Below are 26,773 nucleotides of genomic sequence, written 5' to 3'. Positions count from 1 at the left end.
GCCATGCTCATTCCCGTGATTCTCTCCGGCGGGGCCGGGACGAGGTTGTGGCCGGTGTCCCGCGAAGGCCACCCCAAGCCCTTCATGCTCTTGCCCGACGGCCAGTCGCTGCTGGGCAAGACCTATCGGCGTGCCGCTGGGTTGTTCGACGGCCGGGGCGACATCGTCACCGTCACCAATCGCGAGTACTACTTCCAGAGCCGCGACCACTATCAAAGCGCCCACCTGGAGCGTTATCGCGGTCACTTCGTGCTCGAACCGACAGGTCGCAACACCGCGCCGGCCATCGCCACGGCCACCCTCGCGGTACAGGCCCTGCACGGTGACGATGCGATTCTGGTGGTCATGCCCGCCGACCACCTGATCCAGGACGAGGCCGCCTTCAAGGCATCCGTTGAGCACGCCGTGGAACTGGCCAAAACCGGCCATCTGGTGACCTTCGGCGTGCTGCCCTCGGCACCGGAAACCGGCTTCGGCTATATCGAACGGGGCAAGCCCCTGGATACCAAGGGCGCGGCCAAGGTCGTGCGCTTCGTCGAAAAACCCGACCTGCAGACCGCCACGCAGTATCTGGAAAGCGGCCGCTTCCTGTGGAATTCGGGGATGTTCTGCTTCTCGGTCAAGACCCTGCTGGCGGAGCTGCAAGCCCACGCCCCCGAGCTGCTGGAACAGGCACGCGCCTGTGTCACGGCCAGCACGGCGGTGGAAACCTCAGGGTGTGTGCAGCAGGAGTTATCCGCAGCGCATTTCGCCGAAATGCCAGACATCTCCATTGACTATGCCCTGATGGAGCGCTCCACCAACGTCGTGGTGATTCCCGCCGCATTCGACTGGAGCGATATCGGCTCCTGGAACGCCGTTGCCAGCCTGGTGCCCGCCGATGCGCAAAACAACCGCGCCACCGGCGAGGCCCTGTTTATCGACAGCCAGAACAACTTCGTCCAGAGCGAAGGCCGACTGGTGGCTGCCCTGGGCGTGGAGAACCTGATCATCATCGACACCGCCGATGCCGTGCTGGTGGCCCATGCCGACCGTGCCCAGGATGTGCGCCGCGTTGCCCGGCAACTCAAGGACAAGGAACACGAAGCCTATCGCCTGCACCGTACGGTCAGCCGCCCATGGGGCAGCTATACCGTGCTCGAAGAGGGGCCACGCTTCAAGATCAAGCGCATAGTGGTCAAGCCTGGCGCGTCGCTGTCGCTGCAAATGCACCACCATCGCAACGAACACTGGGTGGTGGTCGAAGGCATGGCCAAGGTCACCAACAACGGCTCGGGTTCGCACCTGGTTGCCAAGAACGAATCGACTTTCATCCCCGCCGGCCACAAGCATCGCCTGGAGAATCCCGGCGTCATCGACCTGGTCATCATCGAGGTCCAGAGCGGCGAATACCTGGGCGAAGACGACATCGTCCGCTTCGAAGATCACTATGGCAGGGCCGTCTGATGCTGCTGGCCTTGCAACGCACACTGTGGAGCTATCGCGGTTTCGTCCTTGGCAGCGTCAAGCGCGAGTTCCAGGCGCGCTATCGCAACTCGTTGTTCGGCGCGCTGTGGACGGTGCTCAACCCGTTGTCGATGATCCTCGTCTACACGGTAATTTTTTCCCACATCATGCGTGCCCGCCTGCCCGGGGTCGAAGACGGCATGGCCTACAGCGTCTACCTCTGCGCCGGGCTGCTGACCTGGGGGTTGTTCGCGGAAATCACCACCCGCAGCCAGGGCATGTTCCTGGAAAACGCCAACCTGCTGAAGAAGATCAGCTTCCCCCGGATCTGCCTGCCGGTGATCGTGCTGTTCAACGCCGGGATCAACTTCGCGATCATCCTCGGGCTGTTTCTCGGTTTCCTGTTGATCACCGGGCGCTGGCCGGGCATGACCTTGCTGGCCCTGGTGCCGCTGCTGGCCCTGCAAGTGATGTTCGCCGCCGGGCTGGGCATGCTGCTGGGGATCCTCAATGTGTTTTTCCGTGATGTCGGGCAGTTGTTCGGTATTTGTCTGCAATTCTGGTTCTGGCTCACGCCGATCGTTTACCCGATGACGATCCTGCCGCCGCCGATCCAGCAACTGCTCGCCTTCAATCCCATGACCGCCCTGATGCAGAGCTACCAGAACCTGTTTCTCTACAACCAATGGCCGGTCTGGAGCTCGCTGGTGCCATTGCTGGTGGTCGGCCTGCTGTTATGCGCCTTGGGCTTGCGCATGTTTCGTCGGCGCGGCGGTGAAATGGTGGACGAACTCTGATGGGACATTTGCGCGTCAGTGGCCTGGGCAAGGCCTACAAGCAGTATCCGAACCGCTGGAGCCGGCTGTTCGAATGGTTGATCCCCTTTTCCCGCCAGCGTCATCAGTTGCACTGGGTCCTGCAAGGCGTGGATTTCGAGATCCAGCCCGGGGAAGCCGTCGGCATCGTCGGGGTCAACGGTGCCGGCAAAAGCACGTTGCTCAAGATGATCACCGGCACCACCCAACCCACCTGCGGCCACATCCAGTTGCAGGGTCGTGTCGCCGCGCTGCTGGAACTGGGCATGGGCTTTCATCCGGACTTCACCGGCCGCCAGAACGCGTTCATGGCCGGGCAGTTGCTGGGCATGCAGGTGGAAGAAATCGAAGCCTTGATGCCCGAGATCGAAGGGTTTGCTGAAATCGGCGAGGCCATTGACCAGCCGGTACGCACCTATTCCAGCGGCATGCAGATGCGCCTGGCTTTCAGCGTCGCCACCGCCCGGCGCCCGGACATCCTGATCGTCGACGAGGCGCTGTCAGTGGGCGACGCCTACTTCCAGCACAAGAGCTTCGAGCGCATCCGCAGCTTCCGCAAGGCCGGCACCACGCTGCTGATCGTGTCCCACGATCGCTCGGCGATCCAGTCGATCTGCGACACCGCCATCCTGCTTGAACACGGGCGCATGGCGATGCGCGGCAAGCCCGAAGAAGTGATGGATTACTACAACGCGATGCTGGCCCAGCGCGAAGGCCAGGTGGTCCGCCAGGAAATGCTCGCCAACGGCCAGGTGCGCACGATTTCCGGCACCGGCGAGGCGGGCATCATCGATGTACAACTGCTCGACAGTCAGGGGCAGCCGGTGGAAGTGGCCGAGATCGGCCAGCCGATGGTGTTGCAAGTTCGAGTTGAAATCCGCCAGGACATCGAGCGGCTGGTGCTGGGCTTTTTGATCAAGGACCGTCTTGGCCAGCCCATGTACGGCATCAATACCCATCGCCAGGACAAAGCCGTGACCGACCTCAAGGCCGGCGAACAGATCACCTTCCGCTTCAGCTTCGACATGCGCTTGGGCAAGGGCAATTACTCCGTCGCGCTCAGCCTGTCGCGGCTGGATTCGCACCTGGATCGTAATTTCGAATGGCGCGACTACGGGTTGGTGTTTCACGTGATCAATAATCGCCAGGAGGATTTCGTCGGCTGTTCCTGGCTCCAGGCCCGGACCAGTATCCAGCGTTCGAGCCAGACTGCCGTCGAGGCGTTGCCGCAAAAGGAGTTGCCATGAGCCGTCTGTTGGTGGATTGCACCTATGTATACGACCACCCGAATGACAACTCCGGCATCCAGCGGGTAGTGCGCAATGTCATCCGCCAATTGCCAGCCATCGACCGCAAGCACGAATGCATTCCCGTGGTGATGCTGCAGGGCAAGCTGTACGAAGTGAAAAGCCTGGCCCCCTTGCCCTCGAACGGGCTGGATCTGGCTGACCTGCGGGCACGGTTGGTGCAGTTCGCCAACCTGTTCTGGCTCCGACAGCGGACCCTCGAACGGTGGCGCCCCTTCAACCAGTCGATCTGGGCTCGCCGCTTCTTGTACATTGTCTGCCGACTGTTCGCCCTGGCATGCCTGAACCTCCCCATTCGAATCCTTGATCGCCTCCTAAGACGCGAGCCTGCCCCGGAACGCAGCGTACCGCTGAAACATAGGGCCGGCGATCAACTGGTATTGCTGGACTCTTCCTGGCACTCAGGTTTCTTTCCCCTGGCCGAACAGCTCAAGCGTGATGGCGTCGGGATCATCTCGGTGATCTATGACCTGATCCCCCTGACCCATCCGCAATTCTGCGACGCCGGGCTGGTCAAGGTGTTCAACCATTGGTTCGATTGGATTGCCCGCACCGCCGACGGCTACATCGCCATCTCCACCACCATTCGCGATCAGGTTCGCCAGGAAATGGTCCGGCGCATTGGCGAGCAAATGGTGCGCGAGCGCTGGTTCGACTATTTTCATCTGGGCAGCGAACTGGACCTGATTGACGCCACTCACCCCGTAGACCCGAACTTGCTGCGGTTGTTTGAGCAACCCGAGCCAGTATTCCTGATGGTCAGCACCATCGAGCCGCGCAAAAACCACGCTTACCTGCTCGACGCATTCGAGCGGGCCTGGGCCGCCGGCTCCCAAGCGCGGCTGTGCATCGTCGGGAAAATCGGCTGGAAGTGCGAGGCCCTGATCGAACGTATCCGGCGTCATCCGCAACTCGACAGTCGCCTGTTCATGTTCAACAACCTATCAGACCAAAGCCTGGAACACGCCTATCGCCACTCCACTGCGCTGGTGTTCCCGTCCTATGTGGAAGGCTTCGGCCTGCCCCTGGTGGAAGCCATGCAGCGCGGCTTGCCGGCGATGGGCAGCGATATCGAAGTGTTTCGGGAAATCGGCGGTGAGTTCATGGCCTATTTCGATCTCGACGATCCTCAAAGCCTGGCAAACCTGGTCATCGACATGGAACACACTGGGGTCTTCCCGGCCAAGCGCGACCTGGAACAATGGCAATGGCTGAGTTGGCACCAGGCCAGTGCGCAATTGGTGGAGCGGATCGAGTACCACATCAATGAAATGGCCCTCGACCGGGAAACAGCATGCGGATAGCCCTCAACACACGCATCCTCCAGGCCCCTCGCACTGGCATCGGCCATTACGTAGCGGAGCTGGCCACTGCCCTGGCCCGGGAGCCGGATGTGCAGTTGTCGCTGTTTCATGGCTGGGGTTGGAGCTCGCAGTTGCCGCAAACGGCCGCGCCTGGCTATTCAAAGCTAAGCCCCTGGCTTCGGCGGGTTCCGGGAGCCTATCAGGCGCGCCGCTGGCTGGAGCAGAAACGCTTCGATCAAGGCCGTTCAAAGGCCATCGACCTGTATCACGAACCCAGCCTTTGGCCGCTGGCCTTCGAGGGGCCGACGGTGATCACCCTCCATGACCTCACGCACCTGCGCTACCCCGAAACGCAACCGCCGGCACGCCTGAAGGAAATCGAGCGACGGCTCGGCCGTGCGGTGGAGCTGGCGCAACTGATTCTGACCGACTCGCAGTTCATCGCCGACGAAGTGCAACAGCATTTCGGCCTCCCCACCGAGCGCCTGCGGGTCGCTCCGCTGGGCGTGGCGGCGCGTTTCCATCCGCGCGAACCCGCAGCCATTGACGCCGTACTCAAGGCCCATGGCCTGGAGCACGGTCGTTACTTTCTATGTGTCGGCACCCTGGAGCCGCGCAAGAACCTGTCACTGGCCCTGCGTGCCCACGCCGGGCTTCCTGAATCCGTACGTCAGACCTTTCCTTTGTTCATCGTAGGAATGAGCGGATGGCAACAGGCACAGCTCAATGATGAGTTGAAAGGCGCCCTGGCCGGCGGTCATGTTTGTCTGGCGGGTTACCTGCCTGACGAACAGGTCGCCCAACTGTTGGCGGGGGCACGGGCACTGATTTTCCCGTCCTACTACGAAGGCTTTGGCCTGCCGGTGCTTGAAGCCATGGCCAGCGGCACACCGGTAATTACCACCCGTTGCTCGGCGATGCCCGAGGTGGCCGGGCCGGCCGGCAATTATTGCGAGCCGGACGATCCGCAAGGCATGCGCGAAGCCATGGTCCGGTTAATGGAAGATCCCCAGCACTGGCAAGCGTGTCGCGAAGCGGGGTTGCAACAAGCGGCGCTTTTTTCCTGGGAACGCTGTGCGAAGGTCACCGCCCAAGCGTATCGCCAGGTCTTGGGAGGTTGAATGCGAGTCCTGCACTTTTACAAAACCTATTTGCCAGACTCCATGGGTGGCATCGAACAGGTCATCTTCCAGCTGTGCGACAGCACTGACCGATTGGGTATCGATAACACCGTGTTGGCCCTGAGCAGGCAGCCGGCGTCCGAGCCGATCAAGATCCGACAGCATGTCGTTCATCAGGCGCGAATGGACTTCCAACTGGCGTCCACCGGCTTCTCCTACAGCGTGTTCAGGAAATTCCGTGAGCTGGCCGCCGAAGCGGACGTGATCAACTACCACTTCCCCTGGCCGTTCATGGACCTGGTGCATTTTTTCACCTCCGTGAAAAAACCCTACGTCGTGACCTACCATTCGGACATCGTTCGCCAGCGGCACCTGCTCAAGCTCTATCGCCCCTTGATGCGGCGCTTTCTGGACGGTGCCGAGCGCATCGTCGCGGCGTCGCCGAACTATGTTCATACCAGCGATGTGCTCAAGGAATACCCCGCCAAGACCCGAATTATCACCTACGGCCTGAACAAGACCAGTTATCCACAGCCTGACGCCGAGCGCATGGCGGGGTGGAAGGCAAAACTGGGCGAGCGTTTCTTTTTGTTCGTGGGGGTAATGCGGTACTACAAAGGCCTGCACATTCTGCTCGACGCCCTCAAAGGCGTGGATTACCCCGTGGTCATCGTGGGTGCCGGCCCGCTGGAAAAACAACTGCACACCCAGGCCGAGGCACTGGGCCTGCGCAACCTGCATTTTCTCGGACGCCTGGGAGACGAAGACAAGGTCGCGCTGCTGGAACTGAGTTATGCCATCGTGTTCCCTTCGCACTTGCGCTCCGAAGCCTTTGGCATCTCGCTGCTCGAAGGCGCGATGTTCGGCAAGCCGATGATCTCCAGCGAAATCGGCACCGGCACCAGCTACATCAATATCCACGAAGAAACCGGCCTGGTGGTGCCACCGAGCAATCCCGAAGCTTTTCGCGAGGCGATGCGCACCCTGTGGGAAAACCCGGCACAAGCCCAGGCAATGGGCGCCAGGGCCGAAGCCCGTTACCGCCAGTTGTTCACGTCCGAAGAGATGGGCCGCAAGTGGGTGCGGCTATACGAGGAACTGCTGGAGGAAAAGGCGCTTTCCTATGCATAGGCCTACTGGAACGATGCAATTGCTGTGGTGAGGGATCTATCTCTACCGTGTGGGAGCAAAGCTTACTCGCGAAACAGGCGCCTCGATCTCTGAAAGACCACAGTGCCTTCATCGCGGGCAAGCCTTGCCCCCACAGTGAAAGATAACCCCCTCGCCACCGGGTCCGTTTCAGGCGTGCTTTTGCAACCCGACAACCGTACGCGGCATGCCCACGAAACCGGGCAAGGCTTCAATCCGCGCCAGCCAGGCCCGCACATTGGCATAGCCCTCCAACGACACATTGCCTTCCGGTGCGTGGGCAATGTAGCTGTAGCCGGCGATGTCCGCGACGGTCACAGCGTCACCCGCCAGATAAGCACGGTTGCTCAACTCTTGATCAATGACTTTCAGCACATTGTGGGAACGGGCAATCACGTCCTCAGCGTTGTAGGCCGCGCCAAACACCGTGATCAGTCGCGCCGTGGCCGGGCCCGCATGGATCGGCCCAGCCGCCGCCGATAACCAGCGCTGCACCCGGGCGGCGCCAACAGGATCGGTCGGCAGCCAGCGGCCCTTGCCATATTTGTGCGCCAGGTACACCAGGATCGCGTTGGAGTCCGCCAGCACCACGCCGTCATCGTCAATGACCGGTACCTGGCCAAACGCATTGAGCGCCAGGAAGTCCGCCTGTTTGTGCGCGCCCTTGGCCAAGTCGACGAAGACCTCTTCGACAGGCAGCCCGAGCAACGAGAGCATCAGTTGAACGCGATGGGAATGGCCGGAAAGCGGGAAGTGATAGTGCTTGATAGGGTTCATGGTCGACTCCGCAGCAAGTGACGCCATCAGCACAACGGCGTCGATGGGGTCATCTTCCGCTCAAGGCAAAACCAAGAGAATCACCCAGAAATGCAATCCATTGTTTCAGCCAGAGAAACAATGCTTCAACCGCTCAAGGCCGGATGTTCGCGCAGTGCACCGACGACGAAATCGACAAAACTGCGGACCCGCGCCGGCGCATTGCGTCCGCCCTGGTACACCACATGGATCGGCAGAGGCGGCAATTCAAAATCGGCCAGGACAATTTCCAGCTCCCCGGCCGCCACGTTGCCTGCCACTTGGTAAGACAGGACCCGCGTCATCCCCAACCCCTGGCAGGCTGCCGTGATCGCCGCCTGGTTGGCCGTCACCACCAACCGAGGCACGGGCCGGACGGCCAACGGTTGGCCTGAATCGATGAAGGTCCAGCTTTTGACCTGGCCAATGGCCGATGACGCCACCACGGGCATTCGCTCCAAGTCCTCCGGATGCCGGGGCCGCCCGTGGCGTGCGAAGAAACCGGGCGCGCCGCACACCACCCGCCGCACTTCACCGACACGCACGGCGTGCAGGTTGCTGTCCGGCAGCTCGCCAATGCGCAGGGCAACGTCGATGCCCTCCTCCACCAGGCTGACCGTGCGATCCAACAACAACGCGTTGATGCTGACCTCGGGGAACCGCTGCAAGTAATCCACCAGCAGCGGCGTGACGAACAACTGACCGAACAGCACCGGCGCGGTAATCGTCAACTGCCCACGGGGCTGGACGTGGCTGCCGGCCGCCGAATCCTCGGCTTCCTGCAAATCGCTCAGGATCCGGCGACAGTCCTCGAGAAAGCGCTGGCCGGCTTCGCTCAAGTACACATTGCGGGTGGTGCGCACCAGCAATGGCGTGCCGATGCGTTGCTCCAACGCCGCCACCGCCCGCGTGACGCTGGCCGCCGACAGCCCCAGGCGCCGCGCTGCCGCCGAGAACCCCGACGCCTGGGCCACAGCGAGGAAAACCTGCATTTCCTGGAACCTGTCCATCCATCCCCCGATGAGAAATCCTGATACAAGTTTTCTGCGCGTCTCAAAGCAGCGCTACGCGGCCATTGTAGAGGCCTGGGCCAGTGAACCACAGCGTAGCGCAGCCAGACACCGGGACATTGCCTCGGCCAGGGGCGATTGCCCTTGGTACCATCCCTCCTCATGACAATTTCATGACCGAAGGAAGAACCCTCTGTGGGAGCGAGCTTGCTCGCGATAGCGTCAGGTCAGCCGCAATCCATATGGACTGACACACCGCAATCGCGAGCAAGCTCGCTCCCACAGGGTTGGTGTGTTGTTCAATGGATTGGCTTCAACGAAAGGCCTGTTTCTTGTGAATATTCTTTATCGCGCTTCAACCCACCCCCGCGCCGCCCTCATCGCCCTGATTGGCTGCGTACTACTCGTCCCCATGGGCCTGCGTCTCGCCCTCGGCTGGTCCGACCCGCTGGGTTATCTCTCGGACCTGGGTATCGGCGGATTGCTGATCGTGTTGCTTCATCGCCGTCCCGGGTGGCTGGCGTTCCCGGTATTGCTGGCCTGGAGCGCGTTGACGCTGGCCAGCATCGAGCTGGTCAGCGCGGTCGGGCGGATGCCCAATCCTTCGGACATACTTTATCTGACCGACCCGCAGTTCGTTGAAAACTCCACCAGCGGCGGCTTCGCTCATCCCTGGCTGGCCGCACTCCAGCTGGCCGCGCTGGCGTTCTGGCTGATGACTCAATGGACCAGCCGCCCACGCCAGGCGCCACGCTTGCCTCGCCACGCCTGGGCCGTGCCCGTGTTGCTCCTGCTGAGCCACGGCGCGCTGCAAGCCTGGCGCCCCAGCGAGGTGGACCAATGGAACGTGTTCAACCTGCCTCACCAACTCGTCACCGCAGGTATCGCCGCCGGGCAGGACCAGGCCCGACAATGGCTCGACGGCGATGCGGTGGACCCGGCCCCGCCGATGGAGGGGCTGACTCGCCTGGACCTCGATGGCAACAGATTGCTGGCCGAACCGGGGCGTGCGCGCAACGTCCTGATCATCGCCCTGGAGGGCATTCCCGGCGCCTATGTGGGCGCCAACCGTCAGGCCTTGAAAAGCAGCTATCAGGAGAACCTGATGCCGCACCTCAGTGCCTGGGCCGAGCGGGGCATGAACACACCCGATTACGTCCTGCACAGCCACCAGACCATTCGCGGCCTCTACGCCATGCTGTGTGGCGACTACGATAAACTCGACAACGGCACGCCCAAAGGCGTCGAAATGCTCAACCAGACCCAGCGCAACCAGGCCTGCCTGCCGGCCCAGTTGCGCCAGAACGGCTTTTCCACGCATTTCCTGCAGGGCGCGGGCCTGCGGTTCATGGCCAAGGACCGGATCATGCCGCACATCGGTTTCGACACGACCCTGGGCATGGAGTGGTTCACTCGCCCCGCCTACCTGGAATTCCCTTGGGGCAAGGACGACAAGACCTTCTTCGAAGGCGCGCTGGACTATGTCGGGCAGCTGCAACAAGCAGACAAACCCTGGATGCTGACCCTGTTGACCGTGGGCACGCACCAACCCTACTCGGCACCGGATGACTACCTGCAACGCTACGACACCGCCAAGCAGGCAGCGGTGGGTTACCTGGACGACGCCCTGGAAAACTTCCTCGCGGGCTTGGAACGCCAGGGCATCCTGGACAATACCCTGGTGGTCATCACCTCGGACGAATCCCATGGCATCGACGACGTGCGGCTGGCCTCGTCCTGGGGGTTCAACCTGACGCTGGCGCCGGAGCCGTTGCCCAGGATCAAGTCCGGCACCTACGGCCACGTCGACCTGACCGCCTCGATCCTCGATTACCTCGGCTTTACGGTACCCACGTCGTTGTCCGGCCGCTCGATGTTCCGGGACTACCCGACGGGCCGGGAAATCATGTCGTTCACCAACGGCAAGCTGCGCTATCACAACGGCAAGGGCACGTTTACCGAGTGCGACTTCCTCCAGCATTGCCGTGACTACGCCAGCGCAGGCTTCATCGCCGACCGCGCCACGTATGGCGGGCAATACAGCGGCCAGCGCGCCAGGCTGATCGGCGCCCGGGCCACGGCCCTGGACCAGACCCTGTTGCGCACCCCCTTGAACCAGCACTATCAGTTCGGCAGTGCGGATAAAATCCCGCTGCCGGCCCAGGTCACCAACGACTGGACCGATAACCTGATCGGTGCCCAATATCTGGAAATGCCCAAGGGTTCACAGACTCGCGTCAGCTTGACCATCCGCGCCGTCGAGGCAGACCATGCCGCCTACATTTCCCTCAAGGCCAAGGAGTTCGAGCAGGATGTGTCGATGGACCTGCCGACAGACGTCGCGGTGACATCCGACCAGCCGCTGGTGATGAACCTCCGTTTCGACAACCCGCAGCAGCGCAAGGCGTTTTCCTTCCATCTGCTCGGCCATGGCGTCGGCGCCATCGAGATCAGCGACTTCAGCGTCGTGACCGAACTGCCGGACCAGACCGACCAGCCGGAATATCTGGACGATATGCAGGAAGACAGCGAGGCCCAATCCAGCTGAACGAAAAACGCGCAACCCCTGAACACGGCGGCGCGTTTTTTTATTGTTCGGGGCCGGACTTGATCAATGCTTGATCAATTGCATGATTTCGAACGCGTTCAATGCCGCCCCCCGCAGTAACTGGTCACCGCAGATGAACAGGTCCAGCCCATGCTCGCCATAGATCAGGTTGTAGCGAATCCGTCCGACTTCCACCGCATGCTTGTAGGTGGAAGTCATGGGCATCGGATAGGCGCCATACTCCGGCTCATCCACCACTTCAACCCCCGGCGCCGCGCGCAACAACTCACGCACCTGCGCCAATGACTGGATGGGCTCTTTGAACCGCAGGCTCAGGCTCTCGGCATGGGAGCGCAGGGTCGGCACCCGCACCGCCGTGGTGCTGATAGCCAACGCCGGCTCATCCAGGACCTTGCGCAGCTCCCAGACCACTTTCATTTCTTCACGGGTGTAACCATTGGCTTCGAACGAATCGACCTGGGGAATCACGTTGAAGGCCAGGTTATGGGCGAAGTACTCGCTGTCATCGCGGTCGCCATAATCGCTAAAGGACTTGGCCTTCTCCCGCAGCTCCAGCATCGCTGACTGCCCTGCACCACTGGCGGCCTGGTAAGTGGAAATGATCGCGCTCTCCAACCCGAAGGCCTGATGCAGCGGCCCCAGCACCATCAGCGCAATAGCCGAGGAACAATTGGGGTTGGCGATCAGTTTTTCGCCCTTGTAGCGCTGACCGTTGATGGGCGGCACCAGGAGCGGAATCGCCGGGTCGTAACGGAAGGCCGAGGAGTTATCAATGACGTAGGCGTTCTCAGCCAGACGCTCGCCATACTCCAAGGCGAAAGCCCCAGACACACACAGGAAGACGATATCGCACGCGGCACAACCCTCGACCGAAAAGGCTTCGACCAGGTGCTCGCCCTTCCCCACCTTCAAGCGCTTGCCCGCCGAACGGCCAGAGGCCATGCACACCACTTCATAATCGGTATTTTCAAGCAATTGCAGCATGGTCATGCCCACTGCACCGGTGCAGCCCACCACGGCGACTTTCTTCATTTCGCGTCCCTTATCCACCTTTGCAAAGGCTCAACCGTCTTGGTTGTCCCGATTACCTGCGATCGATTGTAGGGAGACGGGCCCGTCCGCTACAGTGCAGCGCAAGACAATAAACGGTGGATTTACGCCAAATGCATGCGCATCCCGGAACCGTGGCAATCCTCGTTTATGAAGGCCTTTGCGTGTTCGAGTTTGGTATCGCCCTGGAGATCTTCGGCCTGCCTCGCCCTGAGCTGGATGTACCGTGGTATGGCCATCAAATCGTCGCCGTCGACGCTGGACCGATGCATGCGCTGGGAGGCCTTCGGATAGCCGTCGACGCGGGCCTCGAAGCACTGGATACCGCGCGAACCATCATCATCCCCGGCTGGCGCAGCCACCACGAACCGCCTCCTGAAGCGTTATTACAAGCATTGCGCCGCGCCCATGCCCGCGGTGCACGCCTGCTGTCGATCTGCTCGGGGGTGTTTGCCCTGGCTGCCACCGGGCTGCTGGACGGCAAGACCGCGACCACCCATTGGCAATTCTGCGCAGAACTGGCTGAGCGCTTCCCGCTGATCACGGTTGACCCGAATGTGCTGTATGTCGATTCCGGGCAATTGATCACCTCAGCCGGCAGCGCCGCCGGCATCGACGCCTGCCTGCACCTGATTGCCCGGGACTTCGGCACGCACATCGCCAACTCGGTGGCCCGTCGCCTGGTCATGGCGCCGCAACGGACCGGTGGCCAGGCCCAGTTCATCATCGCCCCCGTGAGCAAGTCACCACGCAACGAACTGACCCGCGTCCTGCAGTGGATGCGTGAAAACCTCGACCAGCCCCTAAGCGTCGGCGACATGGCCGCCCGCGTCGCCATGAGCGAGCGCACCTTCCTGCGCCGCTTCGTCGAAACCACCGGCCTGCCGCCCAAGACCTGGCTGCAACAGGAACGCTTGAACCGGGCACGAGCGCTGCTGGAAAGCACCGACCAGAGCACGGCCGGCATCGCCCAGGCCTGCGGCTATCGGTCGGTGGAGAGTTTCCGGGCCGCGTTCAGGAACGCTATCGGTTTGCCGCCCTCCGCCTATCGCGAAAGATTCGGCGGCGGTGAGGGTCGCCCGGAGGAGGCCTGGGGCTAATCCAGCAGCCGATGCAGCTTGGCGTACTGCAACAGCATGATGGTCTTGCCGTCGCAAATCTCCCCGGTCTCGATCATGCCCAAGGCCTGGTCGAGGGGCAGCTCCAGCACTTCGATCTCTTCGCCCTCGGCTTCCAGGCCGCCGCCTGCGTGCTGCTTGTCTTCATCGAAGTATTCGCCGACGAAAAAATGCACCCGTTCAGTCACCGAACCCGGGCTCATGAAGGCGTCGAACACCTTGCGCACGTCCTGGATGATATAGCCGGTTTCTTCCTGGGTTTCCTTGCGGATGCAGGTGTGCGGGTCGTCGTTGTCCAGCAGGCCAGCGCAGGTTTCTATCAACAGGTCGTCATGCCCGTTGACGAAGGCCGGGAAGCGGAATTGCCGGGTCAACACCACGGTCTGCTTGGCCTTGCTGTACAGCAGGATGGTGGCGCCGTTGCCCCGGTCGTAGGTCTCGCGCGTCAGTTCGCGCCATTGGCCGTTGCGGCCGAGGTAGTCGTAGGTGGTCTTGCGCAGCACGTACCAATCATCCGAGAGGACTTCGACGTGCTTGATGCGTACGCGATCTTTGGTGGCGGTTACTTGTGTCATCACCCACTCCATGTCTGGTATTTGAGCGGGAGGCTAGCAGAGGCCGGCTCGATCACTCCAGGCCGGCGGTGAAAACCTTGCCGGGGTTCATTAACCCGGCCGGGTCCAGGGTGCGTTTGATGGCACGCATCAACTCGATCTCCAGAGGGTCCTTGAAGCGGACCGCCGCGTCAGGTTTGGCTTGTCCCAGCCCATGTTCGGCACTGATGCTGCCGTTGAAGGCACTGGTCATCCTATAGATGACTTGCATGATCGCGTGTTCGCGGGCCTTGAACGAAGCGTCCGCATCGCCGACCGGCTTGCTGATGTTGTAGTGCAGGTTGCCGTCGCCCATGTGGCCATAGGAAACGATGCGCACGCCCGGGAAGTCCTGTTGCAGGGCTTTGTCGGTGCGCTCAATGAATTCCGGTATCCGACTCACGGGCACACTGATGTCGTGCTTGAGGCTGGGGCCTTCATGATTCTGCGCCTCGGAAATACCTTCGCGCAGCGCCCATAGCGCTGCGGCCTGTGCCTGGCTGCTGGCCAATACCGCATCAACGACCCAACCGTGCTCGAAGGCGTGGGCCAGGCCGTTTTCAAGCAACAGCGACAAGGGCGCGTCGGGCACCGTGTCGCGCAATTCAATCAAGGCGTACCAAGGGTGCTTCGTTTCCAGCGGATCAGTGCAACCGGTCACATGGTCCAGGACAAAGTCCAGGCTCTGGCGCGACATCATCTCGAAGCCCGTCAGGCGGTCGGCGCACAGGCTGCGAATATGGCCGATCAAGTCCACCGCCGCCTGCGGCGAAGGCAGCGCGACCCAAGCAGTCGCCGTGCTGTGGGTGGCCGGGAACAGTTTGAGCACCGCCGCGGTGATAATACCCAGCGTGCCCTCCGAGCCGATAAACAGATGCTTGAGGTCATAGCCGGTGTTGTCTTTACGCAAACCACGCAACCCGCTCCAGATGCGCCCGTCGGGCAATACCACTTCCAGGCCAAGGGTCAATTCACGCATGTTGCCGTAGCGCAGCACCGCGGTCCCGCCGGCATTGGTCGCCAGATTGCCGCCCACCGTGCAGCTGCCCTCTGCCCCCAGCGACAGCGGGAACAGACGATCAACCTGAGTGGCGGCGTCCTGCAACTGCTGCAGGATCACCCCGGCCTCGACCGTGATGGTTTCATTAGCCAAGTCGATTTCACGGATGCGCTTCATCCGGGTCAAAGACAGCACCACTTGGTTGCCAGAGGCATCAGGGATCGAGCCGCCGCACAAACCGGTATTACCGCCCTGCGGCACCAAGGCAATCCCGGCGTCATGGCAGAGCCGTACGACGTCGGCCACTTCTGCGGTGGTGGCCGGGCGTACCACCAAGGCAGCCTGGCCCTGGTAGGCGTTACGCCAGTCCGTCAGATAGCCGCGCATCAGCTCGGGATCACGCACCAACCCTGACGGTCCGACCACCTGCTCGATGCGTCGGATGACTTCATGGCTTAACGACGACATATCTCTCCCCTCAAGCGGCTCGTGGCCTGGACGGTCAATTCGAGTACTGCCACTAGGGACGCTTCCCGAACTCAGCCTGGTTCGCCGTCCAGCCCGCCACTCGTTCACTCAAGGACAGCCCCAGGCCAGGCCGGGTAGGCACCAGCATGCGCCCGTCACGCGTCTCCATGCGCTCGTTGAACAGCGGCTCCAGCCATTCGAAATGTTCCACCCAGGGCTCACGGCTATACGTGGCGGCCAGATGAATGTGCAACTCCATGGCAAAGTGCGGCGCAATCATCAGCCCCGCTTGCTCGGCCAATGCCTGGACCTTGAGGTAAGGGGTAATGCCACCGACACGGGGCGCGTCGGGCATCAGGTAATCGGCCGCGCGCAACTTGATGAACTCCCAGTGCTCGGCAACGCTGGTGAGCATTTCACCGGTGGCGATCGGCGTATCGAATTGCAGCGCCAGCGCGGCATGACCTTCGGCGTCATAGCAATCGAGCGGTTCCTCGATCCAGACCAGGTTGTACTGCTCCAACTGGCGGCACATGCGCTGCGCAGTGGGCCGGTCCCATTGCTGGTTGGCGTCGACCATCAATGGGAAGTCATCACCCAGGTGTTTGCGGATGGTGCTGACCCGGTGCAGATCCAGTGCCTGGTCAGGCTGACCGACTTTGAGCTTGATGCCACCGATGCCCTTTTCTCGAGAGAGGTCGGTATTGATCATTAATTGATCAAGCGGCGTGTGCAGGAATCCACCCGACGTGTTGTAGCACTGGACCGAATCACGATGGGCGCCGAGCAAGCGAGCCAGGGAAAGATTGGCCCGCTTGGCTTTCAGATCCCACAGGGCGACATCGAATGCGCCAATGGCCTGTGTGGCCAGGCCGCTGCGCCCCACCGAGGCACCCGCCCAGCAGAGCTTGTCCCACAGTTTTGAAATGTCGCTGGGATTTTCGCCGATGAGGCTGGGGGCGACTTCCTGGGCGTGGGCAAATTGCCCAGGGCCACCGGCGCGCTTGGAATAGCTGAACCCCAGGCCACGGTGGCCATCCCGGGTTTCAATTTCCACGAACAACATGGCGATTTCTGTCATGGGCTTTTGCCGACCGGTCAACACCTTCGCATCGCTGATGGGGTTGGCCAATGGCAGGAACACCGAGGCCACGCGCACCCAGGCAATGCGGTCGTCGTCGGCGGAAGACAGTTGAGGCGTGTCTTGCATGGCTATGCTCCGAACGTTTGGGTCGGCTGCTGCAACCCGGATTCGTGTTGCAGCAGCGAATGCGGACGAAAGCAGCGGGCTAGCTGCGCATCAATTCAATAGCAGCACTTTTCCTGTGGCGAATGACCGTCACCAGGTGCCAGGAGATGGAGGCGGCAGCCAGGATGAGAAAGCCCGCCGAGATGGGATTGGTCAGGAAGCCGCCGAAGTTGCCATCGGACAGCATCAAGCCACGGCGCAAGTTGGTTTCAGCCATCGGACCGAGGATGAAACCGATGATGAACGGTGCAATCGGCAAACCGGCTTTTACGAACCCGTACCCCAGCAAGCCAAACAGCAACACCGCCCAGACATCGAAGATCCGGCTGTTCAAGCCGAAGGCCCCAACCACGCACAAGACCAGGATGATCGGCAGCAGGATGTGCTTGGGCACCGCCAGCAACTTGATGAACATGCGCAGGCCGTAGAACTCGAGCACCAGCATCAGCACGGAAGCGAGGATCAGCGCGGCGAAAATCGTATAGACCAACGGTGCCTGGCTGATGAACAGCAGAGGCCCGGGCTGGATGCCGTGGATCATGAAGCCACCAAGCATCACCGCCGTGGTGGTGTCGCCGGGAATGCCGAGCGTCAGCAGGGGAATCATCGCGCCGCCAATACCGGCATTGTTCGCCGTCTCGCTGGCGACCACGCCGTCGATCTTGCCTTTACCGAACTCCTCAGGCGTCTTGGAGCGTTTCTTTGCAACGATGTAAGAAACGATATTCGACGTACCGGCACCGATACCAGGCAGGATGCCGATACCGAGGCCGATCAGGGATGAACGAGTGGCGTTGGGCAGTTGACCGACAAATTCCTTCATCGAAAAACCGAAACCTTTCACGCCTTTCATACTGACGTGCTGTGGTTTGGCCCGGTGGCTCAGGCGCGCACTTTCAGCAAACTTCAGCACTTCGGCGACGGCAAACATACCGATCATGACCGTGAGCATGGCGAAGCCGCCATTGAGGCTCGGCAGGTCGAAGGTAAAGCGGCGAATGGCCTCGACCGGGGCGATCCCCACGGTGGAAAAGGCAAAACCCAGGGCACCGGCAAACAAGCCTTTGACCAGCGAGCCCGTAGACAGCGTGGCGATCAACGTCAGCGAGAAAATCGCGATGGAAAAGTATTCGTGCGGGCCAAAGCTCAGGGCCAGTTCCGCCAGGATCGGGGCGATGAACATCAGCGCGGCGATACTGAAAATCGTGCCAAGAAACGAGAACACCACGCCAATCCCAAGCGCCTTGACGCCATGGCCTTGTTTCATCAGCGGCCAACCATCGAATGTCGTGGCGATGGAGGCCGGTGTTCCCGGTATGTTGAGCAATATCGCCGATATCAGCCCTCCCGAGGTGGCGCCGACGAACAGCGCGACCAGCAGCGCCAAGCCAGGGCCTGGCCCCATCGAGTAAGTCAGCGGCAAGCACAGCGCGATAGCCATGGTCGCCGAGAGCCCGGGCACCGCACCAAAAACGATCCCCACCGCAACGCCGAGGGTGATCAGGAGAAAGACGTAGGGTGTCAGTACGGCCGCGAAGCCTGTTTGCATGAGTTCAATCATGGCCGTCCCCTAGAAATCCAATAAACCGACCGGCAGGAGCAAGTCGAAACCATGGCGAAAAATGTAAAAAATCAGAACTGACGAAACGACCGCTATCAACGCGTATTGAAGGTGCTTGACCTTTTGTTCCGCCGGGGTCAGCACGATGAACTGGGCATAGAGATAAAGCACCGTCATGATCACGAAACCCACGGTCTCCAGCAGCGCTGTAAACAGCAGCACCAATGCCAGGGATTTGAAGACCGTCGGGTAATCGATCGACTCCGGCTTTTCCGTCGGCTCAGGGCTCTTGTCCGGCAGCTTTCGCCACGCCCACAACTGCAATGCTCCCAATAGGCACAGCGCGACGGCGAGTACCCAGGGTACAAACGCGGCATCGACGAAACCGCGATGCGGCAGCCTCAGGGTCAAGATCAGATAAGCCACGCCGGCGCCGAGCATGGCCAGACCGGCAATCAGCTCGTTTCTTTTATAGGAATCCATACAGGCTCCTCTTGCTGGAAAGGACTGGCGATCGGGTGCTTGCCAACGCGGCGCACACCCGGGCCGTTACGTAAAATTATTTGGCTTTACGCATCTCGTCCTTGAACTGCATGAAGCTGTCGCGGGTTTTGCTCAAGGTGGCAACAGCTTCTTCGGTGCCCTGGAAACTGACCGGCTGCTTGAAGGATTTTTTCAGCTCTTCGGCGTATTCCGGCTCTTCGGTAATCTTTTTCATGGTGTCGGCCATTTTCTTGACGATGGCCGGGTCAGTGCCTTTCGGGAAAGCGACGACATAAGGCTTGTCCAGGATCAGGTCCACGCCTTGTTCCTTGAAGGTCTTGACGTCGCCCAGCAGCGCGTTGCGCTCAGCGTTGGGCTGGCCCAGGGCGGTCATCTTGCCGCTGGAAATGTAATCCTGGACCGAGCCATAGCTGATGGCACCGAGATCGATGCGCTTGCCCAGCAAGGCAACGATTTTTTCGGACACCGTGCCGCTGTCGACCATTTTCAGTTTCACGCCGGCGAGCTTCTCGAACATCAGGCCCTGCAGGTGAGAAAAGTTGCCCATCTCAGTGCCGTAGGTAATGGTGCCGGGCTTGGCCTTGGCCTTTTCAATCAGTTGGTCGAGGCTGTCGATGCCCGAGCTTTTCGCCGAGACGAACACCGCGCCTTTGTCGACGCCGGCGATGCAGGAGATATCAAACGCATCAAAGCGATCCTCCGACAGTCCCGCGACTTCGTTGACGATCAACTGGCCGGTGTGAGTAAACAGAATGGTATTGCCATCCGGCGCCGCGCTCTTGACCGCATCGGCGGCAATCGTCCCGCCCCCACCGGCCATATTGGTCACCACCATGGATTTGCCGGTGAGCTTGGTGAAGTACTTGGCCATCATTCGCGCGTTGAAATCGGTGTCACCGCCGGCGTTGGCAATCACCACCACCTGCACTGGACGGCTTGGCCAGGTGCTGGCGTCGGCGGCCATCGCCGTGCCAGCGGTCAGGCTCAGAAAAGAGGCGATCAAAGAGGCGCAGAGTGTTTTCTTCATTATTGTTCTCCAGGTGCTGCCATTCATCGTTGGGTTGAAGTTGAGCAAAAAACCAGCACGCCAAGCGCTAACGCCTGGCGAGACAGGCGCACAGGCCTGAACGTTGGGATAGGGGAATTGGATTGCACTTGCGAGCCCGCACGGGGCTTTTCGGAAAGTAAGGAAGGTAGCTGGCGCCCTGCGATAACGCGTGGGGACGATGACCTACAAACTCGCTCGGCGGTAAATGTAGAAGACATGACTGCGCCTTTCGTTTTTATTATTTTCTATGTCATACGTTGTCGTATGACTGGATATCATCACCTATGCCCCATGTTGTCAACGTAGTTGTTCAGCGGCTCGCCCTGAAGGCGACGAACAGGGTTGCCAGACCAAGGCTCAATTGAATCTCGGTTCCCGGCCCCAAACCGGCATGAAGTTTTGTGGGCTCCAAAAAAAACCCCCTGAATCAGGGGGTTGGTTTCTGTGAGCGTTTCGGATCAGAGCCGGACGGCTGGATCCGTTGCCCGCGCTAAATCCTTTACTCGACCGTTACCGATTTCGCCAGGTTACGCGGCTGGTCCACATCAGTGCCCTTGAGCACGGCGACGTAGTACGACAACAACTGCAATGGGATGGTGTAGAGAATCGGCGACAGGATGTCGTGGATGTGCGGCATGTGCACCACGTGGGTGCCTTCGCCATTGGTCATGCCGGCCTTTTCGTCAGCAAAGACAATCAACTGGCCGCCACGGGCGCGCACTTCCTGAAGGTTGGACTTGAGCTTTTCCAGCAGCTCGTTGTTCGGCGCGACGGTGACCACCGGCATGTCGTTATCCACAAGCGCCAGCGGGCCGTGCTTGAGCTCACCGGCCGGGTAGGCCTCGGCGTGAATGTAGGAGATTTCCTTGAGCTTCAAGGCCCCTTCCATCGCCACCGGGAATTGCGCGCCACGGCCCAGGAACAGGGTGTGGTTCTTCTCAGCGAACAGCTCGGCGATTTTTTCCACAGTACCGTCCATGGCCAGGGCTTCGCCCAGGCGAGCCGGCAGGCGGCGCAGCTCTTCGACCAATGTTGCCTCGACACCCTTGTCCAGCGTACCGCGCACTTGGCCCAGGGACAGGGTCAACAACAGCAGGCCCACCAGCTGCGTGGTGAACGCCTTGGTCGACGCCACGCCGATCTCACGACCGGCCTGGGTCAGCAGGGTCAGGTCGGATTCGCGCACCAGCGAGCTGATGCTGACGTTGCAGATCGCCAGGCTGGCGAGGAAACCCAATTCCTTGGCGTTACGCAGGGCGGCCAGGGTGTCGGCGGTTTCGCCGGACTGGGAGATGGTGACGAACAGCGAATCGGGTTGCACCACCACTTTGCGATAGCGGAACTCGCTGGCCACTTCGACCTGGCACGGAATACCGGCCAGTTCTTCCAGCCAGTAACGGGCGACCATGCCGGCGTGATAACTGGTGCCGCAGGCCACGATCTGCACGTTACGGACCTTGGCGAACAACTCGGCCGCTTGTGGACCGAACGCCTGGACCAACACCTGGTTCTGGCTCATGCGGCCTTCCAGGGTGCGTTGCACCACGGCCGGTTGTTCGTGGATTTCCTTGAGCATGAAATGGCGGAACTCGCCCTTGTCAGCGGCTTCGGCACCGTCGCGGTACTGGACGATCTCACGCTCTACGCTTTTGCCATCCAGGTCCCAGATCTGCACGCTGTCGCGGCGAATTTCGGCGATATCGCCTTCTTCCAAGTACATGAAGCGGTCGGTGACCTGGCGCAGCGCCAACTGATCGGACGCCAGGAAGTTTTCCCCCAGGCCGAGGCCGATGACCAATGGGCTGCCGCTGCGGGCCGCCACCAGGCGATCAGGTTGTTTCGTGCTGATGACCGCCAGGCCATAGGCACCGTGCAGTTCCTTGACGGTGGCCTTGAGGGCGACGGTCAGGTCCACCAGGTCCTTGAGCTTGTGATTGAGCAGATGGGCGATGACTTCAGTGTCGGTGTCCGAGGTGAACACATAGCCAAGCGCCTTGAGCTGTTCACGCAGGGCTTCGTGGTTTTCGATGATGCCGTTGTGCACCACCGCCAGGTCGCCGGAAAAATGCGGGTGAGCGTTACGCTCGCACGGCGCGCCATGGGTGGCCCAGCGGGTGTGGGCGATACCCAGGCGACCGAGCAGCGGTTCGGCTTCCAGCGCCTGCGCAAGCTCGCTGACCTTGCCCGGACGACGCATGCGTTCGAGCTTCTCGTCGTTGGTAAACACCGCCACACCGGCGCTGTCATAACCGCGGTACTCCAGGCGCTTGAGGCCTTCGAGCAAGATTGCTGTGATGTTGCGTTCAGCAACGGCGCCGACAATTCCACACATGCTATTTCTCCTGGCTGACAGGCGCGCAGATCACGGTGATGCCGCGGGCCTGAATCTGATCGCGAGCCTCTACGGGCAGGCGATCATCGGTAATGAGGGTATGGACGCTGCTCCACGGCAGCTCCAGGTTGGGGATCTTGCGGCCGATCTTGTCGGCCTCCACCATCACGATCACTTCCCGGGTAACCTCAGCCATCACACGGCTCAAGCCCAGCAGTTCGTTGAAGGTGGTGGTACCTCGAACCAGATCGATGCCGTCGGCGCCGATGAACAACTGGTCGAAGTCGTAGGAACGCAGGACCTGCTCGGCCACCTGACCCTGGAACGACTCGGAGTGAGGGTCCCAGGTGCCGCCGGTCATCAACAGCACCGGCTCGTGCTCCAGTTCGCTCAAGGCATTGGCGACGTGCAGGGAGTTGGTCATCACCACCAGACCCGGCTGTTGGCCGAGTTGCGGAATCATGGCCGCCGTGGTGCTGCCACTGTCGATGATGATGCGCGCATGTTCGCGGATCCGCTTCACCGCGGCCCGGGCAATGGCCAGTTTGTACTTGGAGACGGTTTGCCCGTTATCGGCCACCAACTCCTGCGGCATCGGGACCGCGCCACCGTAGCGACGCAGCAGCAGGCCGTTGGTTTCCAGGGCGGCGAGATCCTTGCGAATCGTAACTTCCGAGGTTTCGAAGCGCTTGGCCAACTCATCCACACTGACCTCACCCTGCTCCTGGAGCAAGGCAAGGATGTTGTGACGGCGTTGTGGTGTGTTGCGTTTCGACATGGCGGTATAAGTTTCGATTCGAAAGATAACGTAAGCAATCAAAACCTATTGAAGGGAAGTCGTCAAGACAGCAGAAGAAAAATTCAGAAATCCCCTAAATCACTGTGGGAGCGAGGTTGCTCGCGAAGAGGCCAGGTCAGGCAATGCTGCTTTACCTGATACACCGCTATCGCGAGCAAGCTCGCTCCCACAGGGGGTTGTGGATAACTTTAGGACTTCTTGATTTTCTCCGGTCGCTTCCAGCCGTCGATGTTTCGTTGGCGGGCGCGTCCGACTGCCAATTGGCCTTTATCCACATTCTGGGTGAGGGTCGAACCGGCTGCCGTGGTCGCACCGCTGGAGATATCCACAGGTGCTACCAAGGAGTTGTTCGAGCCGATGAACACATCTTCACCCAACACGGTTTTCCACTTATTGGCGCCATCATAGTTGCAGGTGATGGTCCCGGCGCCAATGTTGGTTCGGGCGCCGACTTCAGCGTCACCGAGGTAGGTCAGGTGCCCGGCCTTGGCGCCTTCGCCCAGGTGAGCATTCTTCAGTTCAACGAAGTTACCCACATGGGCGCGGGCTTCCAGCACCGAGCCTGGACGCAGACGGGCAAACGGGCCAGCGTCGCTGCCCTCTCCCATGACCGCACCGTCGAGATGGCTGTTGGCTTTGATCACCACGCCTTTGCGCAAGGTGCTGTCCTTGATTACGCAGTTCGGGCCGATGACCACGTCGTCTTCGATGACAACCTTGCCTTCGAGGATGACGTTGATGTCGATGACCACGTCGCGACCCACGCTGACTTCACCGCGCACGTCGAAACGGGCCGGATCGCGCAGGGTCACGCCTTGGGCCATCAGGCGGCGAGCGGTGCGCAATTGATAGTGGCGCTCCAGTTCGGCCAGTTGCCGGCGATCATTGGCGCCTTGCACTTCCATGGCGTCCAGCGGCTGCTCGGTGGCAACCACCAGCCCGTCGCTGACCGCCATGGCAATCACGTCGGTCAGGTAGTACTCCCCCTGGGCGTTGTTGTTCGACAGACGACTCATCCAGTCACCCAGGCGCTCAGCCGGTACGGCCAGAATCCCGGTGTTGCCTTCAGTGATCGCGCGCTGGGTTTCGTTGGCGTCCTTCTGCTCGACAATGGCGGTCACCTGGCCATCGACGTTACGCACGATGCGGCCATAACCGGTGGGGTCATCCAGCTCGACGGTCAACAGGCCCAACTGTTGTGGCGCAACATGCTTGAGCAGGCGCTGCAAGGTGTCGACTTCGATCAGCGGCACATCGCCGTAGAGAATCAGCACCGTATCGGCCGTGATGAACGGCACGGCCTGGGCTACTGCATGGCCGGTGCCCAGTTGTTTGTCCTGCAGAACGAAATTCAGGTCATCGGCGGCCAGGCGTTCGCGCACCGCATCGGCACCGTGGCCGATCACCACGTGAATGCGCTGTGGATCAAGTTGCCGGGCGCTGTGGATAACATGGCCGAGCATGGAATTGCCGGCTACCGGGTGCAAGACCTTCGGCAGCGCCGAACGCATGCGGGTGCCTTGACCGGCCGCGAGGATAACGATTTCAAGAGACATGACTGGCTACCAATCCTGGGTGGTCAGCGGCTGCGACCAGATGATGAGTGTCGGGAAAAGAAAAAAAGGGTAGCCGAGGCTACCCTTTTTAATCAATCACACAGAAAGCAGACGGCTTAGCCGCCGAACTTCTTGCGGATCTGCTGGACGGTGCGCAGCTGGGCTGCGGCCTCGGCCAGACGTGCAGCAGCAGAACCGTAATCGAACTCCGCGCCTCGCTCGTGCAGGGCCTTCTCGGCAGCCTTGACGGCTTCCTGAGCGGAGGCTTCGTCCAGGTCGGCAGCACGTTGCACAGTGTCGGCAAGGACCTTGACCATGTTCGGCTGAACCTCGAGGAAACCACCGGAGATGTAATACACCTCGGCTTCCCCGCCCTGCTTGATCAAGCGGATCGGACCCGGTTTCAGATTAGTGATCAGCGGTGCGTGACCCAGAGCGATACCAAGATCACCCAGCTCACCATGCGCAATCACCATCTCGACCAGACCGGAGAAGATTTCCCCTTCCGCACTGACGATATCGCAATGGACTGTCATAGCCATCTGATTGCCTCAACCTAAATTAGCGCCCGTTGCCGGGCGCCGGGATTACAGTTTCTTGGCTTTCTCGATCGCTTCTTCGATGCCGCCGACCATGTAGAACGCTTGTTCTGGCAGGTGGTCGTAGTCACCGTTGAGGATGCCTTTGAAGCCAGCAATGGTGTCTTTCAGGGAAACGTATTTACCCGAGGCACCGGTGAAGACTTCAGCCACGAAGAACGGCTGCGACAAGAAGCGCTGGATCTTACGAGCGCGGGATACCAACTGCTTGTCGGCTTCCGACAGCTCGTCCATACCCAGGATCGCAATGATGTCCTTCAGCTCTTTGTAGCGCTGCAGCACGTACTGGACGCCGCGAGCGGTGTCGTAGTGCTCCTGGCCGATCACGTTCGGGTCCAGCTGGCGCGAAGTCGAGTCCAGTGGGTCAACCGCAGGGTAGATACCCAGGGAAGCGATGTCACGGGACAGAACGACGGTGGCGTCCAAGTGGGCGAAGGTGGTCGCTGGCGACGGGTCGGTCAAGTCATCCGCAGGTACGTATACCGCTTGGATCGAAGTGATCGAACCTTCCTTGGTCGAAGTGATACGTTCTTGCAGAACGCCCATCTCTTCAGCCAGGGTCGGCTGGTAACCTACTGCCGAAGGCATACGGCCCAGCAGTGCGGATACTTCGGTACCGGCCAGGGTGTAACGGTAGATGTTGTCGACGAACAGCAGAACGTCGTTACCTTCGTCACGGAACTTCTCGGCCATGGTCAGGCCGGTCAGGGCTACGCGCAGACGGTTTCCCGGCGGCTCGTTCATCTGGCCATAGACCAGTGCCACTTTGTCCAGAACGTTGGAATCCTTCATCTCGTGGTAGAAGTCGTTACCCTCACGAGTACGCTCACCCACACCGGCGAACACGGAATAACCGCTGTGCTCGATGGCGATGTTACGGATCAGTTCCATCATGTTTACGGTCTTGCCCACACCGGCACCACCGAACAGACCGACTTTACCGCCCTTGGCGAACGGGCAAACCAGGTCGATAACCTTGATGCCGGTTTCCAGCAGGTCGTTGCCGCCCGCCTGTTCAGCGAAGGATGGCGCAGGACGGTGAATGCCCCAGCGCTCTTCGGTGTCGATCGGACCCGCTTCGTCGATCGGGTTACCCAGTACGTCCATGATCCGGCCCAGGGTCGCTTTACCGACCGGTACGGAGATGGCAGCGCCAGAGTCGATAACGTCCAGACCGCGCTTCAAGCCTTCGGTAGAACCCATCGCAATGGTACGAACGATGCCGTCGCCCAGCTGCTGCTGAACTTCCAGGGTAGTTTCCGCGCCTTGTACTTTCAGCGCGTTGTAGATGCTCGGTACGCTGTCGCGTGGAAATTCCACGTCGATAACGGCGCCGATGATTTGAACGATACGTCCGCTACTCATAGCTGGATCCTCTGA

General features: G+C 60.8%; 22 protein-coding genes. 8 read left to right on the top strand and 14 right to left on the bottom strand.

The features are described from left to right. Positions 1–3 precede the first annotated feature (3 nt). From ASC85_RS10970 to ASC85_RS10945, 6 genes are read left to right on the top strand one after another with little or no spacing between them, the layout of a single operon-like run. On the top strand, positions 4–1,446 hold the full coding sequence (locus tag ASC85_RS10970) for a mannose-1-phosphate guanylyltransferase/mannose-6-phosphate isomerase (protein ID WP_057449335.1): 1,443 nt from the start codon (positions 4–6) through the stop codon (positions 1,444–1,446). Then, on the top strand, positions 1,446–2,243 hold the full coding sequence (locus ASC85_RS10965; RefSeq protein WP_014340968.1) for an ABC transporter permease: 798 nt from the start codon (positions 1,446–1,448) through the stop codon (positions 2,241–2,243). Before ASC85_RS10970 ends, ASC85_RS10965 begins: the two co-directional genes overlap by 1 nt. Further along, positions 2,243–3,508 (top strand): ABC transporter ATP-binding protein, encoded by a 1,266-nt coding sequence (locus ASC85_RS10960; RefSeq protein WP_057449334.1) that lies wholly within the window; start codon positions 2,243–2,245, stop codon positions 3,506–3,508. Before ASC85_RS10965 ends, ASC85_RS10960 begins: the two co-directional genes overlap by 1 nt. After that, positions 3,505–4,872 (top strand): glycosyltransferase family 4 protein, encoded by a 1,368-nt coding sequence (locus ASC85_RS10955; RefSeq protein ID WP_057449333.1) that lies wholly within the window; start codon positions 3,505–3,507, stop codon positions 4,870–4,872. The genes ASC85_RS10960 and ASC85_RS10955 overlap by 4 nt, the downstream gene beginning before the upstream one ends. Continuing rightward, on the top strand, positions 4,863–5,993 hold the full coding sequence (locus ASC85_RS10950; RefSeq protein WP_057449332.1) for a glycosyltransferase family 4 protein: 1,131 nt from the start codon (positions 4,863–4,865) through the stop codon (positions 5,991–5,993). The genes ASC85_RS10955 and ASC85_RS10950 overlap by 10 nt, the downstream gene beginning before the upstream one ends. Further along, entirely contained in the window at positions 5,994–7,124 is a 1,131-nt protein-coding gene (locus ASC85_RS10945; RefSeq protein ID WP_057449331.1) for a glycosyltransferase family 4 protein, read from the top strand. A gap of 168 nt (positions 7,125–7,292) precedes the next feature. Here ASC85_RS10945 and ASC85_RS10940 read toward each other — a convergent pair whose 3' ends face one another. After that, complete coding sequence (locus ASC85_RS10940) at positions 7,293–7,919, bottom strand: glutathione S-transferase family protein (RefSeq protein WP_057449330.1); 627 nt, start codon at positions 7,917–7,919, stop codon at positions 7,293–7,295. A gap of 125 nt (positions 7,920–8,044) precedes the next feature. Beyond that, a complete protein-coding gene (locus tag ASC85_RS10935) occupies positions 8,045–8,947 on the bottom strand; it encodes a LysR substrate-binding domain-containing protein (protein ID WP_057449329.1) in 903 nt (300 codons plus the stop codon). A 334-nt stretch (positions 8,948–9,281) separates the two neighbouring features. Between ASC85_RS10935 and ASC85_RS10930 the strand changes: the two genes are divergently transcribed. After that, complete coding sequence (locus tag ASC85_RS10930) at positions 9,282–11,495, top strand: LTA synthase family protein (protein ID WP_057449328.1); 2,214 nt, start codon at positions 9,282–9,284, stop codon at positions 11,493–11,495. A gap of 63 nt (positions 11,496–11,558) precedes the next feature. On the opposite strand, the gene ASC85_RS10925 is transcribed toward ASC85_RS10930, so the two are convergent. After that, a complete protein-coding gene (locus ASC85_RS10925) occupies positions 11,559–12,548 on the bottom strand; it encodes an aspartate-semialdehyde dehydrogenase (RefSeq protein ID WP_057449327.1) in 990 nt (329 codons plus the stop codon). Positions 12,549–12,679: 131 nt separating this feature from the next. Here ASC85_RS10925 and ftrA point away from each other — a divergent pair, with 131 nt between their 5' ends. After that, the gene (gene ftrA / locus ASC85_RS10920; protein ID WP_057449326.1) at positions 12,680–13,666 is read left to right on the top strand and encodes a transcriptional regulator FtrA; all 987 of its coding nucleotides are present in this window, start codon (positions 12,680–12,682) and stop codon (positions 13,664–13,666) included. Here ftrA and nudK read toward each other — a convergent pair. The 11 genes from nudK to atpD form a co-directional block, all read right to left on the bottom strand. Then, positions 13,663–14,259 (bottom strand): GDP-mannose pyrophosphatase NudK, encoded by a 597-nt coding sequence (gene nudK / locus ASC85_RS10915; RefSeq protein ID WP_057449325.1) that lies wholly within the window; start codon positions 14,257–14,259, stop codon positions 13,663–13,665. The two genes, ftrA and nudK, sit on opposite strands and share 4 nt — an antisense overlap. Before the next feature lie 52 nt (positions 14,260–14,311). After that, on the bottom strand, positions 14,312–15,745 hold the full coding sequence (locus ASC85_RS10910; protein WP_057449324.1) for an FAD-binding oxidoreductase: 1,434 nt from the start codon (positions 15,743–15,745) through the stop codon (positions 14,312–14,314). A 52-nt stretch (positions 15,746–15,797) separates the two neighbouring features. Continuing rightward, a complete protein-coding gene (locus tag ASC85_RS10905; RefSeq protein WP_057449323.1) occupies positions 15,798–16,955 on the bottom strand; it encodes an L-talarate/galactarate dehydratase in 1,158 nt (385 codons plus the stop codon). 79 nt (positions 16,956–17,034) lie between these two features. Beyond that, positions 17,035–18,555 carry a tripartite tricarboxylate transporter permease gene (locus ASC85_RS10900; protein ID WP_057449322.1) on the bottom strand — a complete coding sequence of 507 codons (1,521 nt, stop codon included), beginning with the start codon at positions 18,553–18,555 and terminating at the stop codon, positions 17,035–17,037. Between the two features lie 9 nt (positions 18,556–18,564). Continuing rightward, on the bottom strand, positions 18,565–19,038 hold the full coding sequence (locus ASC85_RS10895) for a tripartite tricarboxylate transporter TctB family protein (protein WP_057449321.1): 474 nt from the start codon (positions 19,036–19,038) through the stop codon (positions 18,565–18,567). 76 nt (positions 19,039–19,114) lie between these two features. Then, positions 19,115–20,086, bottom strand: coding sequence for a tripartite tricarboxylate transporter substrate binding protein (locus ASC85_RS10890; RefSeq protein WP_057449320.1), 972 nt, complete (start codon positions 20,084–20,086; stop codon positions 19,115–19,117). A gap of 520 nt (positions 20,087–20,606) precedes the next feature. Then, entirely contained in the window at positions 20,607–22,439 is a 1,833-nt protein-coding gene (gene glmS, locus ASC85_RS10885) for a glutamine--fructose-6-phosphate transaminase (isomerizing) (protein WP_057449319.1), read from the bottom strand. A gap of 1 nt (position 22,440) precedes the next feature. Beyond that, positions 22,441–23,217 (bottom strand): DeoR/GlpR family DNA-binding transcription regulator, encoded by a 777-nt coding sequence (locus ASC85_RS10880; RefSeq protein ID WP_003207082.1) that lies wholly within the window; start codon positions 23,215–23,217, stop codon positions 22,441–22,443. A 209-nt stretch (positions 23,218–23,426) separates the two neighbouring features. Beyond that, positions 23,427–24,794, bottom strand: coding sequence for a bifunctional UDP-N-acetylglucosamine diphosphorylase/glucosamine-1-phosphate N-acetyltransferase GlmU (glmU, locus tag ASC85_RS10875; RefSeq protein WP_057449318.1), 1,368 nt, complete (start codon positions 24,792–24,794; stop codon positions 23,427–23,429). Between the two features lie 116 nt (positions 24,795–24,910). Then, positions 24,911–25,336, bottom strand: a complete 426-nt coding sequence (locus ASC85_RS10870; protein ID WP_003207087.1) for a F0F1 ATP synthase subunit epsilon — start codon at positions 25,334–25,336, stop codon at positions 24,911–24,913. Between the two features lie 45 nt (positions 25,337–25,381). Next, a complete protein-coding gene (atpD, locus tag ASC85_RS10865; protein WP_003207089.1) occupies positions 25,382–26,758 on the bottom strand; it encodes a F0F1 ATP synthase subunit beta in 1,377 nt (458 codons plus the stop codon). Positions 26,759–26,773: the final 15 nt, after the last annotated feature.

This window comes from Pseudomonas sp. Root401 (genome assembly GCF_001425105.1).
GTDB lineage: Bacteria > Pseudomonadota > Gammaproteobacteria > Pseudomonadales > Pseudomonadaceae > Aquipseudomonas > Aquipseudomonas brassicacearum.
This window is presented reverse-complemented; position numbering and strand designations above follow the sequence as displayed.

Excerpts from the sequence above, each read along its gene's own strand:
- ASC85_RS10970 (WP_057449335.1), top strand. The coding sequence starts at position 4 with ATGCTCATTCCCGTGATTCTCTCCGGCGGGGCCGGGACGAGGTTGTGG.
- ASC85_RS10965 (WP_014340968.1), top strand. The coding sequence starts at position 1,446 with ATGCTGCTGGCCTTGCAACGCACACTGTGGAGCTATCGCGGTTTCGTC.
- ASC85_RS10960 (WP_057449334.1), top strand. The coding sequence starts at position 2,243 with ATGGGACATTTGCGCGTCAGTGGCCTGGGCAAGGCCTACAAGCAGTAT.
- ASC85_RS10955 (WP_057449333.1), top strand. The coding sequence starts at position 3,505 with ATGAGCCGTCTGTTGGTGGATTGCACCTATGTATACGACCACCCGAAT.
- ASC85_RS10950 (WP_057449332.1), top strand. The coding sequence starts at position 4,863 with ATGCGGATAGCCCTCAACACACGCATCCTCCAGGCCCCTCGCACTGGC.
- ASC85_RS10945 (WP_057449331.1), top strand. The coding sequence starts at position 5,994 with ATGCGAGTCCTGCACTTTTACAAAACCTATTTGCCAGACTCCATGGGT.
- ASC85_RS10940 (WP_057449330.1), bottom strand. The coding sequence starts at position 7,919 with ATGAACCCTATCAAGCACTATCACTTCCCGCTTTCCGGCCATTCCCAT.
- ASC85_RS10935 (WP_057449329.1), bottom strand. The coding sequence starts at position 8,947 with ATGGACAGGTTCCAGGAAATGCAGGTTTTCCTCGCTGTGGCCCAGGCG.
- ASC85_RS10925 (WP_057449327.1), bottom strand. The coding sequence starts at position 12,548 with ATGAAGAAAGTCGCCGTGGTGGGCTGCACCGGTGCAGTGGGCATGACC.
- ftrA (WP_057449326.1), top strand. The coding sequence starts at position 12,680 with ATGCATGCGCATCCCGGAACCGTGGCAATCCTCGTTTATGAAGGCCTT.
- nudK (WP_057449325.1), bottom strand. The coding sequence starts at position 14,259 with ATGACACAAGTAACCGCCACCAAAGATCGCGTACGCATCAAGCACGTC.
- ASC85_RS10910 (WP_057449324.1), bottom strand. The coding sequence starts at position 15,745 with ATGTCGTCGTTAAGCCATGAAGTCATCCGACGCATCGAGCAGGTGGTC.
- ASC85_RS10905 (WP_057449323.1), bottom strand. The coding sequence starts at position 16,955 with ATGCAAGACACGCCTCAACTGTCTTCCGCCGACGACGACCGCATTGCC.
- ASC85_RS10900 (WP_057449322.1), bottom strand. The coding sequence starts at position 18,555 with ATGATTGAACTCATGCAAACAGGCTTCGCGGCCGTACTGACACCCTAC.
- ASC85_RS10895 (WP_057449321.1), bottom strand. The coding sequence starts at position 19,038 with ATGGATTCCTATAAAAGAAACGAGCTGATTGCCGGTCTGGCCATGCTC.
- ASC85_RS10890 (WP_057449320.1), bottom strand. The coding sequence starts at position 20,086 with ATGAAGAAAACACTCTGCGCCTCTTTGATCGCCTCTTTTCTGAGCCTG.
- glmS (WP_057449319.1), bottom strand. The coding sequence starts at position 22,439 with ATGTGTGGAATTGTCGGCGCCGTTGCTGAACGCAACATCACAGCAATC.
- ASC85_RS10880 (WP_003207082.1), bottom strand. The coding sequence starts at position 23,217 with ATGTCGAAACGCAACACACCACAACGCCGTCACAACATCCTTGCCTTG.
- glmU (WP_057449318.1), bottom strand. The coding sequence starts at position 24,794 with ATGTCTCTTGAAATCGTTATCCTCGCGGCCGGTCAAGGCACCCGCATG.
- ASC85_RS10870 (WP_003207087.1), bottom strand. The coding sequence starts at position 25,336 with ATGGCTATGACAGTCCATTGCGATATCGTCAGTGCGGAAGGGGAAATC.
- atpD (WP_003207089.1), bottom strand. The coding sequence starts at position 26,758 with ATGAGTAGCGGACGTATCGTTCAAATCATCGGCGCCGTTATCGACGTG.